This is a genomic window from Vibrio panuliri, from assembly GCF_009938205.1.
In the GTDB taxonomy this organism is placed as follows: Bacteria; Pseudomonadota; Gammaproteobacteria; order Enterobacterales; family Vibrionaceae; genus Vibrio; species Vibrio panuliri.
Map to the genome: position 1 here is coordinate 2,467,967 of NZ_AP019654.1, position 11,995 is coordinate 2,479,961.

11 protein-coding genes are annotated in these 11,995 nt (G+C 45.1%); 9 read left to right on the top strand and 2 right to left on the bottom strand.

The genetic code is table 11. From position 1 onward, the window contains the following. Positions 1-189: 189 nt before the first annotated feature. From cysK to crr, 4 genes are all read left to right on the top strand, one after another. Positions 190-1,158: a cysteine synthase A gene (gene cysK, locus GZK95_RS11235; RefSeq protein WP_075715842.1), complete on the top strand. Its 969-nt coding sequence runs from the start codon at positions 190-192 to the stop codon at positions 1,156-1,158. Positions 1,159-1,458: 300 nt separating this feature from the next. Further along, positions 1,459-1,716, top strand: coding sequence for an HPr family phosphocarrier protein (locus tag GZK95_RS11240; RefSeq protein WP_005593570.1), 258 nt, complete (start codon positions 1,459-1,461; stop codon positions 1,714-1,716). 137 nt (positions 1,717-1,853) lie between these two features. After that, complete coding sequence (gene ptsI / locus GZK95_RS11245) at positions 1,854-3,578, top strand: phosphoenolpyruvate-protein phosphotransferase PtsI (protein WP_075706667.1); 1,725 nt, start codon at positions 1,854-1,856, stop codon at positions 3,576-3,578. 206 nt (positions 3,579-3,784) lie between these two features. Continuing rightward, positions 3,785-4,294, top strand: a complete 510-nt coding sequence (gene crr / locus GZK95_RS11250; protein WP_075706668.1) for a PTS glucose transporter subunit IIA — start codon at positions 3,785-3,787, stop codon at positions 4,292-4,294. Positions 4,295-4,363: 69 nt separating this feature from the next. On the opposite strand, the gene GZK95_RS11255 is transcribed toward crr, so the two are convergent. Further along, positions 4,364-5,512 (bottom strand): 2-octaprenyl-3-methyl-6-methoxy-1,4-benzoquinol hydroxylase, encoded by a 1,149-nt coding sequence (locus GZK95_RS11255; protein WP_075706669.1) that lies wholly within the window; start codon positions 5,510-5,512, stop codon positions 4,364-4,366. 259 nt (positions 5,513-5,771) lie between these two features. Between GZK95_RS11255 and miaB the strand changes: the two genes are divergently transcribed. From miaB to lnt, 5 genes are all read left to right on the top strand, one after another. Further along, the gene (gene miaB / locus GZK95_RS11260) at positions 5,772-7,196 is read left to right on the top strand and encodes a tRNA (N6-isopentenyl adenosine(37)-C2)-methylthiotransferase MiaB (protein WP_075706670.1); all 1,425 of its coding nucleotides are present in this window, start codon (positions 5,772-5,774) and stop codon (positions 7,194-7,196) included. A gap of 99 nt (positions 7,197-7,295) precedes the next feature. Beyond that, complete coding sequence (locus GZK95_RS11265; RefSeq protein ID WP_075706671.1) at positions 7,296-8,390, top strand: PhoH family protein; 1,095 nt, start codon at positions 7,296-7,298, stop codon at positions 8,388-8,390. Further along, complete coding sequence (gene ybeY, locus GZK95_RS11270; protein WP_075706672.1) at positions 8,390-8,854, top strand: rRNA maturation RNase YbeY; 465 nt, start codon at positions 8,390-8,392, stop codon at positions 8,852-8,854. The genes GZK95_RS11265 and ybeY overlap by 1 nt, the downstream gene beginning before the upstream one ends. Before the next feature lie 101 nt (positions 8,855-8,955). Beyond that, entirely contained in the window at positions 8,956-9,855 is a 900-nt protein-coding gene (gene corC / locus GZK95_RS11275; RefSeq protein WP_075706673.1) for a CNNM family magnesium/cobalt transport protein CorC, read from the top strand. Positions 9,856-9,885: 30 nt separating this feature from the next. Continuing rightward, complete coding sequence (gene lnt, locus GZK95_RS11280) at positions 9,886-11,406, top strand: apolipoprotein N-acyltransferase (protein WP_075706674.1); 1,521 nt, start codon at positions 9,886-9,888, stop codon at positions 11,404-11,406. 45 nt (positions 11,407-11,451) lie between these two features. Here the strand turns inward: lnt and GZK95_RS11285 are convergent, their stop codons facing one another. Next, positions 11,452-11,922 (bottom strand): zinc ribbon-containing protein, encoded by a 471-nt coding sequence (locus GZK95_RS11285; RefSeq protein ID WP_075706675.1) that lies wholly within the window; start codon positions 11,920-11,922, stop codon positions 11,452-11,454. Positions 11,923-11,995 lie beyond the last annotated feature (73 nt).

Consider the following 11,995-nt stretch of genomic DNA (forward strand, 5'->3'; position numbering starts at 1 on the left):
CAACACCTTCTCCCTCTCCTACATTTTACCTGCTATATAGTCGTTCCTTCGGCATTTTAAATAAGATATAACTTTTTAATCCTTCTCTGATTTTTCTAAAAGCCCTAATCTTAATCCACATTCACGAACATGTTTGCACGGTCAAAATCTGATACTCGAGCAAATAGTCATCTTTTGAAGGACCAGACAATGAGCAAAATCTACGAAGACAACTCTCAAACTATCGGTAACACTCCTCTCGTTCGCCTAAACAAGGTGGCAAAAGGCAATGTATTGGCAAAGATTGAAGCCCGAAACCCTAGCTTCAGCGTAAAATGCCGTATCGGTGCAAACATGATTTGGGATGCCGAAAAACAAGGTAAGTTAAAGCCAGGCGTCGAACTGGTTGAGCCAACAAGTGGTAACACAGGTATCGCATTAGCCTTTGTTGCAGCGGCTCGCGGCTACAAACTGACACTTACCATGCCTGAATCAATGAGTCTTGAGAGACGTAAGCTACTTAAAGCTCTTGGGGCTAACTTGGAACTGACTGAAGCGGCTAAAGGCATGAAAGGTGCTATCGCCAAAGCAGAAGAAATCGTCGCAAGTAATCCTGATAAATATCTGCTTCTACAACAGTTTGATAACCCTGCTAACCCACAAATCCACGAGCAAACGACTGGCCCTGAAATCTGGGAAGCCACTGACGGTGAAATCGACGTGCTGGTTGCCGGTGTTGGTACTGGCGGTACGATTACCGGTACTAGCCGCTACATTAAAGGTGAAAAAGGTAAGGCGATTACTTCTGTTGCTGTAGAGCCGGCAGAATCGCCTGTGATTGCTCAAGCGCTAGCGGGTGACGAAATCCAACCTGCGCCGCACAAAATCCAAGGTATCGGTGCTGGTTTTATCCCTGGCAACCTCGATTTAGAGCTTCTTGACCGTGTTGAAGCCGTCACTTCTGATGAGGCGATTGAGATGGCACAACGCCTAATGGAAGAGGAAGGTATTCTTGCGGGCATTTCTTCGGGCGCTGCGGTAGTTGCTGCCAACCGAATCGCAGAATTACCTGAATTTAAAGGAAAAAATATTGTAGTTGTGTTACCAAGTTCAGGCGAACGCTACCTAAGTACAGCGCTATTTGCAGGCATATTTACTGAGAAAGAGAACCAACAGTAATACGTATCCAAATCAATTTTTCGTTTAAAAAAGCCCCATTCAGGGGCTTTTTTGTTGATCCAAAACGAACCTTTGGTAATATCAGCAATGTTTTATTTTTGGCTTCAAAATAATATTGCCAAATCAGTATCAAGTGGTGATGATAGTGACTAACTGTTACAGTCATTGCGACAAAAATTGTAACCAGTATCAGTTTCGACACAAATTGCTGGCAAGTTTAATAGAACACGCCGTAAGAAGTCGTTAAGCTAGGTACGGTTCAAATACTATCTAAAATATAAATTAATTGGGGTATACAAAATGTACGAGAAGCAAGTTGAAATCACTGCAGAAAATGGTCTTCACACTCGTCCTGCTGCACAGTTCGTTAAAGAAGCAAAAGCATTCGATGCTGACATCACAGTGACTTCAAACGGCAAAAGCGCTAGCGCGAAAAGCCTATTCAAACTACAAACTCTTGGCCTAGTTAAAGGTACTGTAGTTAAAATTTCTGCTGAAGGTCCACAAGCTCAGCAAGCTGTAGACCACCTAGTTGCTCTAATGGATCAGCTACACTAATCCGGTTTCCTATTTTCAAAGCCATTTTGTGAAAACAGAATGGCTTTGTTGGAAATAGGCTCTAAGTTAAGCTAAACATAAACGTTAGCGCACTATATTTTTCTCCAGTTTAAAGTTGACCAATTTAAGGTAAGGCTATGATTTCAGGCATCCTAGCATCTCCTGGTATTGCTATTGGTAAAGCACTACTACTTCAAGAAGATGAAATTGTCCTAAATACAAACTCAATCTCAGACGATCAAGTAGAAGCAGAAGTACAGCGTTTCTTTGACGCTCGTAACAAGTCATCAGCTCAGCTTGAAGCCATCAAGCAAAAAGCACTAGAAACCTTCGGTGAAGAAAAAGAAGCGATCTTTGAAGGTCACATCATGCTTCTTGAAGACGAAGAGCTAGAAGAAGAGATCCTAGCACTGATCAAAAAAGACAAGCTATCTGCTGATAACGCAATTCACACTGTTATCGAAGAGCAAGCTTGTGCACTTGAATCGCTAGACGACGAATACCTAAAAGAGCGTGCAACTGACATCCGTGATATCGGTTCTCGCTTTGTTAAAAATGCTCTAGGCATCAACATCGTTTCTCTAAGCGATATTGACCAAGAAGTTATCCTAGTAGCTTACGACCTAACACCATCAGAAACAGCACAAATCAACCTTGATTACGTACTTGGTTTTGCATGTGATATCGGCGGTCGTACCTCTCACACTTCAATCATGGCGCGTTCTCTAGAGCTACCAGCTATCGTTGGTACTAACGACATCACTAAGAAAGTGAAGAACGGCGACATGCTAATTCTTGATGCGATGAATAACAAAATTGTTATCAACCCATCAGAGCAAGAGCTGGCTGATGCTAAAGCAGTAAAAGCAGCGTTCCTTGCAGAGAAAGAAGAACTAGCAAAACTTAAAGATTTGCATGCTGAAACTCTAGACGGTCACCGTGTAGAAGTTTGCGGTAACATTGGTACTGTTAAAGACTGTGATGGCATCATCCGCAATGGCGGTGAAGGTGTGGGTCTGTACCGTACTGAGTTCCTATTCATGGACCGCGACGCGCTACCAACTGAAGAAGAACAGTACCAAGCTTACAAAGAAGTTGCAGAAGCAATGGAAGGTCACGCGGTAATCATCCGTACTATGGATATCGGCGGTGACAAAGATCTACCATACATGGATCTACCAAAAGAGATGAACCCATTCCTTGGTTGGCGTGCAGTTCGTATCAGCTTGGATCGTCGTGAAATTCTACGTGACCAGCTACGTGGTATCCTACGTGCATCAGCACACGGTAAACTACGTATCATGTTCCCAATGATCATCTCTGTTGAAGAAATTCGTGCGTTGAAAGCAGCGATCGAAGAGTACAAAGCAGAACTTCGTGAAGAAGGCCACGCGTTCGATGAAAACATCGAGATCGGCGTAATGGTTGAGACACCAGCAGCTGCTGCAATCGCTCACCACCTAGCAAAAGAAGTGGCATTCTTCTCAATTGGTACTAACGATTTAACGCAGTACACACTTGCGGTAGACCGTGGTAACGAGATGATCTCTCACCTATACAACCCACTGTCACCAGCAGTATTAACTGTGATCAAGCAAGTTATCGATGCTTCACACGCTGAAGGTAAGTGGACTGGTATGTGTGGTGAGCTAGCAGGCGATGAGCGTGCGACACTCCTACTACTAGGTATGGGTCTAGATGAATTCTCAATGAGCGGCATCTCTATCCCTAAGGTTAAGAAAGTTATTCGCAACTCTAACTTTGCTGAAGTAAAAGCAATGGCAGAAGAAGCACTTTCTCTACCAACAGCAGCAGAAATCGAAGCAGTTGTAGAAAAGTTTATTGCAGAGAAATCTAAGTAATCTGCATAAATCAATCGAGTCAATGAATAACGATTAGACGCCACTGTTTTATTTATAAGGTTGAGAGAGATTGACTCTCAACCTATAAATTGCCAATTTGTAGCGTCAATATGAGCGCTTTGTAGCGCTAAAATTATTCGTCTATTCGACTAGATTGGTATACTATATTGCGAAAGAATAAAACTAAACGTTAGGAGCATGACACAATGGGTCTGTTTGACAAACTTAAGAAGCTAGTATCTGATGACAGCGCTGATGTTGGTGCAATTGAGATCATCGCACCTCTATCTGGTGAAATCGTAAACATCGAAGATGTGCCAGATGTAGTTTTCGCTGAGAAAATCGTTGGTGACGGTATCGCGATTAAACCAGCAGGCGACAAGATGGTAGCTCCAGTTAACGGTACTATCGGTAAGATCTTCGAAACTAACCACGCATTCTCTATCGAATCTGACGATGGCGTTGAGCTATTCGTTCACTTCGGTATCGACACTGTTGAACTGAAAGGCGAAGGCTTCAAGCGTATCGCTGAAGAAGGTCAAGCTGTTAAAGCTGGCGACACAATCATTGAGTTCGATCTAGCTCTTCTAGAAGAGAAAGCTAAGTCTACTCTAACTCCTGTAGTTATCTCTAACATGGACGAAATCAAAGAGCTTAACAAGCTTTCTGGTGCCGTGACTGTTGGTGAAACGCCAGTACTACGTGTAACTAAGTAATTTCTACTTAGCCAAACATGAAAAAACGCTGCCTAGGCAGCGTTTTTTGTTTTTGTAAGGCCGCCAAACTTAAAGCCCTAGAGCATACTTAAGTACTTGCTGTTTTAACGGCCCCGCTTTGTCAGCGATCTTCAGTGCCGCATTACGCAACAATTTAAGCGGTGCGACATCATTGCTAAATCCTTTATAGAAAACATCCATTCCAGATTGCATCAGCAAGTTATCTGCATGACGTTTACGTTGGTAACAAGCAAAAACCTCACTGCTAAGCGACTCACCTTTGGTGACAGCTAACAACGCATCGACATCTTTAAAACCCAAATTAACCCCCTGCCCTGCAAGCGGATTAATCGTATGGGCTGAGTCACCAACCAAAATACATCGATTCTTAACATACTGCTGGGCATGACGACGAGTCAGTGGGAATGAACCATGCTGCAACACTCTAATATCGCCTAACTCTTGTGGGAAGTACGCTAACACCTCATCTCGCAATTGCGCTTGACTCATCGCACTAAGCTGCTTGATACGTTTCGGAGAATCATACCAAACCAGAGAGCCTTGCTTACCGCAAAGCGGCAGGAAGGACCTAGGGCCAGATGGATGGAACTGTTGCCAAGTGATATCTTGTTGTTCATGTTCAGTTTCAACATTAATCAACATACAGTGCTGGCGATAATCCCAAGCAGTAATACCAATACCTGCCTGCTGACGCACTTGTGAATTCGCACCATCAGCCCCCACTACCCACTGCGCTGAAATTTGGGCACCAGAAGCTAGCGTTATTTGCACATCATCACCAATGACCATCGACGCCAGTGAATCTGGGCAGATCACCGTTAAATTGGGGTACTGCTCGAATTGCTGCCATAAACCAAGCTGGATCAGACGGTTTTCAACAATATACCCTAACTGCTCAAGCCCAAGTTCATCGGCATGAAATCGCGTGCGACACTCAGGATGCTCCCACGTTTCAAGACGACGATAAGGGCAAACTCTGCTGGCTTCAATGGCCGACCAAGCGCCTAGTTCAGTAAGAATTTGAACAGAGTGATGGGATATCGCTGACACACGGATATCCATCGGTTGTTCGGCGGAATAAGGCTGAGGAGCTTGACCTTCCACCATCACAACTTGTCTTCCTTGCTTGGCAAACCCAAGCGCAACAGCGGCACCGACCATGCCACCACCGATCACAGCAATATCAAACTTGTTCATTTTTTACACGTCATCATCTTGATTTGTGGGTGAATTTTGATTGTACGGATTGATTACCAAAATGTAACTAAAAACCTTATCGCTCTAATGGGTAAAGCCCTTGTAATTTCGGGCTTTGACTGATTTAGCCACAACACTAGTCAGGTGCTTTTTAAAGCAGTACAATACGCCGCTTACCGCCGAGAGGGCGGCTATAATTTGAACTAACACTCTTAGCGTAGTTCAACCGATTTTAAGATTTAACACGAGCGAAAGTGAGATGAGTAAGAAACTGCTAATTAAAACTTGGGGTTGCCAGATGAACGAATACGATTCATCGAAAATGGCCGACCTGCTTAACGCTGCAAATGGCTATGAGCTAACAGAAGACCCTGATGAAGCAGATGTACTTCTACTTAATACCTGTTCGATCCGTGAAAAAGCGCAGGAAAAAGTATTCCACCAACTAGGCCGTTGGAAAACACTTAAAGATAAAAAAGCGGGTGTTGTGATCGGTGTGGGTGGCTGTGTAGCGACTCAAGAAGGCGATCACATCCGTGAACGTGCACCATTTGTTGACGTAATTTTTGGTCCACAAACGCTGCATCGTCTACCAGAGATGATTAAACAGTCGCAAACTAACGAAGCGCCTGTAATGGATATCTCATTCCCTGAAATTGAAAAATTTGACCGTCTACCAGAGCCGCGCGCTGAAGGTGCAACGGCATTCGTTTCCATTATGGAAGGCTGCTCAAAATACTGTACTTACTGTGTGGTACCATACACTCGTGGTGAAGAAGTTAGCCGCCCAATGGACGACGTTCTGTACGAAATTGCTCAGCTTGCTGAGCAAGGTGTACGCGAAGTTAACCTTCTAGGTCAAAACGTAAACGCATACCGCGGTCCAACGCATGAAGGCGATATTTGCTCATTTGCTGAACTGCTACGCCTTGTTGCGTCTATCGATGGCATCGACCGTATTCGCTTTACCACTAGCCACCCACTAGAATTTACTGACGACATCATCGCTGTATACGAAGACACGCCTGAACTCGTGAGCTTCCTACACCTTCCAGTACAAAGTGGTAGTGACCGCGTACTGACCATGATGAAGCGTCCACACACGGCTATTGAGTACAAGTCAATCATCCGTAAGCTACGTAAAGCACGTCCTGACATTCAAATCAGCTCAGACTTTATCGTTGGCTTCCCTGGTGAATCAGACAAAGATTTCCAAGACACCATGAAGCTTATCAAAGACGTCGATTTTGATATGAGCTTCAGCTTTATCTTCTCACCTCGTCCAGGTACACCTGCGGCAGATTACCCATGTGATCTCGCTGAAGACGTGAAGAAAGAGCGTTTGTATGAACTACAACAAACTATCAATGCACAAGCAATGCGTTACTCACGCCTGATGTTAGGTACCGAACAGCGCGTTCTCGTTGAAGGTCCATCGAAGAAAAACCTAATGGAGTTGCGTGCTCGTACCGAAAATAACCGTGTGGTTAACTTCGAAGGCAGTGCAGAGCTGATTGGTCAGTTTGTTGATGTTAAGATTGTCGACGTATTTGCTAACTCACTACGTGGTGAGCTAGTGCGCACAGAAAAAGATATGGATCTTCGTAGCGTGATTTCACCAACACAGATGATGGCGAAGACACGTCGCGAAGACGAGCTAGGTGTTGCAACGTTTACGCCATAAGCTCGTACATACCAATACAATTGACTGAATTGGTATCTATGCCATTGGAGAGCTGGTCGTTGTCAGCTCTCCATAATATGGCTTCAATGAGAGGTAACTTTGAGCAATAAAATCGTAACTCTAGAGATCGATCTAGAACCTGCAGACAACCGCCGTTTAGCTAGCCTATGCGGTCCATTCGATGACAACATCAAGCATTTAGAGCGCCGTTTAGGTGTCGAAATCAGCTACCGAGGCAACTTCTTCACCATCGTGGGAAAACCCCACACCTCAGCAGCCGCGCTTGAAATAATCAAAACTCTTTACGTCAACACCGCTCCTGTACGTGGCAATATTCCTGATATCGAACCGGAAGAGATCCATCTGGCGATCAAAGAAACTGGCGTACTTGAACAAAGCACTGAGTCATCTTTCGAACACGGCAAAGAAGTTTTCGTTAAGACTAAAAAGGGCGTGATCAAACCTCGTACCCCGAACCAAGCGCAGTACTTGGTCAATATGGTCACTCACGATATCAGCTTTGGTATTGGTCCGGCAGGTACAGGTAAAACTTACCTTGCGGTTGCTGCGGCAGTTGATGCCCTAGAGCGTCAAGAAATTCGCCGTATTCTGCTTACCCGTCCAGCGGTTGAAGCAGGTGAGAAACTAGGTTTCTTACCAGGTGATTTAAGCCAAAAAGTTGACCCATACCTTCGCCCTCTTTATGACGCTTTGTTTGAAATGCTGGGCTTTGAGCGCGTAGAGAAACTGATCGAACGTAACGTGATTGAAGTGGCACCACTGGCATACATGCGTGGTCGTACTCTCAATGACGCCTTCATCATTCTTGATGAAAGCCAAAATACCACCGTGGAACAAATGAAAATGTTCCTGACTCGAATCGGCTTTAACTCACGTGCGGTTATCACGGGTGACGTTACCCAGATTGACTTACCTCGCGGAGCAAAGTCAGGCTTACGCCACGCGATTGAAGTGCTGAATGAAGTGGATGAGATCAGCTTTAACTTCTTCCAATCTGACGATGTCGTCCGCCACCCGGTGGTTGCTCGTATCGTCAATGCTTATGAGAAGTGGGAAGCACAAGATCAAAAAGAGCGTAAAGAATTCGAAAAACGCCGCCGCGAAGAACGCGAAGCCAAACTACTTGAAGCACAAAAAGCAGAGCTATTATCTGCACCGGAGAACAAAGAGTAATGACAATCGAACTCGATCTACAATTGGCAGTCGAAGATGAAGCAGGCTTGCCTAGTTTCGATGAAATTCACTCATGGTTAAGCAACGCGGTTTCGCTTTTTCAAAAAGAAGCGGAAGTCACTGTGCGCATCGTTGATGAGCAAGAAAGCCACCAGCTCAACCTAGAATACCGTGGCAAAGACAAGCCAACGAATGTGCTGTCTTTTCCATTTGAAGCTCCTCCGGGTATCGAGATTAATCTACTTGGCGATTTAATCATCTGCCGACAAGTGGTTGAACAGGAAGCAATTGAGCAAGATAAGCCTTTATTAGCACATTGGGCTCATATGGTTGTACATGGCAGCTTGCATCTGCTAGGTTATGATCATATCGAAGACGATGAAGCTGAAGAGATGGAATCGCTCGAAACAGAGATCATGCAAAAAATGGGCTTTACTGACCCATATATTGCAGAAAAAGAGTAACTTAGGTTACTTGGTGGAAAGCAAGCTACCGCGTTTTTTCGCCGCTTTGCCTTCCAATGTGTGCTATCACACTTCTGATAGCGTTATTGTAATGAGACACAATGAACGAAGACAATTCGCCCTCATCTGTAGAAGGTAAGAAAGAAAAATCTGAAGGTCCGAGTAGAAAGTCCTTCTTTGAACGCCTAGGTCAACTATTTCAAGGTGAACCAAAAGACCGCCAAGAGCTTGTGGATGTTATCCGTGACTCTGAAGTTAATGACCTGATTGACCACGACACTCGCGACATGCTTGAGGGTGTTATGGAAATCGCCGAGATGCGAGTACGAGACATTATGATCCCGCGCTCGCAAATGGTAACGGTTGAACGTACCGATGACCTTGATGCCCTAGTGGCTTTAATCACGGATGCTCAGCACTCTCGCTACCCTGTGATTAGCGAGGACAAAGACCATGTGGAAGGCATTCTACTAGCGAAGGACCTACTTAAGTACCTTGGTTCCAACAGCGCAGAGTTCGATATCGAGCAAGTGATTCGCCCTGCGGTCGTGGTACCTGAAAGCAAACGTGTTGACCGTCTATTAAAAGAATTCCGTGAAGAGCGCTACCATATGGCAATCGTCGTGGATGAGTTTGGTGGCGTGTCAGGCCTAGTAACGATTGAAGATATCTTGGAAGAAATTGTCGGCGACATCGAAGATGAGTTCGACGATGAAGAAGAACTGGATATTCGCAAGCTAAGCAAACACACTTTTGCTGTCAAAGCCCTAACCACTATTGAAGAGTTCAACGAAACCTTTGGAACTTCGTTCAGTGATGAAGAAGTGGATACGGTGGGTGGTTTAGTGATGACAACATTTGGTCATCTACCTTCACGTGGCGAAATTGTAGAGATTGATGGCTACAGTTTCAAAGTAACTGCCGCAGACAACCGCCGCGTTGTTCAACTGCAAGTTACCGTGCCCGATGAAGAGCAATTCACTCAACCAGTTGAAGAATAATCCACCATTCTTCTCAATAAGAATAATACGATGATTAGTAATCTATTTCATCGCCTCAAGCGGCCCCTAGGGGCCGCTTTTGTTGGCGCTTTAACAACATTCGCATTCGCACCTTATCAAGTATGGCCACTCGCTTTTGTCAGCGTGGCAGCGCTACTCTATTTGATTAGTGGACAATCAGCCAAAAAAGCGGCATGGATTGGTTACGCGTGGGGATTTGGTCAATTTGCAACTGGCATCAGTTGGGTTCACGTCAGCATCGACAACTTTGGTGGCATGCCCAAGTTTGCTAGTCTGTTGCTCATGACGATGCTGGTCGGTTATCTCGCCATCTATCCTGCCCTATTTGCCGGGCTGCTTAATCGCTTTGCTCCGAACAATAACCGAACGCGCTTCTTTGTGCTGGCTCCAGCATTGTGGCTGGTCAGTGACTGGCTACGCGGCTGGGTGATGACCGGGTTTCCTTGGTTATGGCTTGGATACAGTCAAATTGATTCACCACTGGCAAGTTTTGCCCCTATTGGTGGTGTCGAACTGATCACCCTATTAATTGTCATCAGCTCAGGAGCAATCAGCTATGCCCTGCTCAATCGACATTGGCTCACACTTATCGTTCCAGCAGTGATTCTTGCGACTGGCTTTGGACTGCGCAATATCAACTGGGTAACACTGAATCCAGACAGCACAACTAAAGTCGCTTTAGTACAAGGCAACATCGAGCAAGCACTCAAATGGGTACCGAGTCAACGTTGGCCAACCATCATGAAATATATCGACCTTACCCGCCAAAACTGGGATGCCGATATTATCATTTGGCCAGAAGCTGCGATTCCAGCATTTGAGTTTGAAATCAGCTCATTTCTCGCCAACCTAGATAGCAATGCAAAAGCCCATAACAGCGCCGTTATTACTGGGGTAGTCAACCAAGATGAGCAGCGTCGCTTTTACAACAGCATTCTCTCGTTAGGTGACACCGCATATGGTGATTACAGCTACGATCTCGAAAAACGTTATCATAAACACCATTTGCTACCGTTTGGCGAGTTTGTGCCATTTGAAGAGATACTTCGTCCAATCGCCCCGTTCTTTAACTTACCGATGTCTTCGTTTAGTCGTGGTGAGTTTATCCAGCCTAATATTGATGCTAACGGCAAGCAATTGGCGCCAGCTCTGTGCTACGAAATTATCTTTGGCGAGCAAGTGCGAGAAAACATCACCGATGACACAGACTTTATCCTCACGCTCTCTAATGACGCATGGTTTGGTCGCTCAATCGGCCCATTACAACATATGGAAATTGCCCGTATGCGTGCTTTGGAGTTTGCCAAACCAGTGATTCGCTCAACCAACAACGGCGTAACAGCAGTCACAGACTTTAAAGGTAATATCACCGCTCAATTGCCGCAGTTTGAAACGGGCGTCTTGCGCACCCAAGTTACCTCAACCACCGGACAAACACCGTATCACGGATACGGCAGTTGGCCGCTATACCTCTGGGTGGCATTTTGTCTTGCCATTACGTGGCGAACCAGACAGCAAACAAAACGCTAAAACGAATCAAGGGCTCTCAGAGCCCTTGATTATTTCAACACCACATTAAGGCTTTAATGCTCGTCGAGAGAAAGAGGTATGCCCGCATTGGGTGCATGCGATAATAACGGTGGGATGGTTGTATTGGGTTTGATGACCACACTCTTCACACACCAAAGTACCTAAGCCAATCACTTCTCCAGCTTCATATAAGCCTTGATGTTCTAGATCGGCGAATAACTCGACCCATTCAACCTTGGTTCTGTCGGTAATTTCCAACAGCCCTTGCCAAATAGAGTCTGCCACCATCAAATAAAACGGACCTTTCTTCGAGTCTTCATAGCTATCTGCAAACTCTTTTAAATCCGATTTCATGTAAGCAGAGATAAGCGCTAGCTCATCTTTGGTCATATCATTTGCTGCATCCACGTATTTTCCTGAGGTTTCTAGCACATGGTTAACCTCGTCCGGACTATGTTTGAGCGCTTCAACCACGTCCTCAAACATATCTTCATAACCTGTTTTACGTTTAGCCATAGTCACCCCCTTTTGTGGTTCCCAACAACCTGAACCTATAAATTCAGTGTTATCAGCTTTGGATAACACCCTC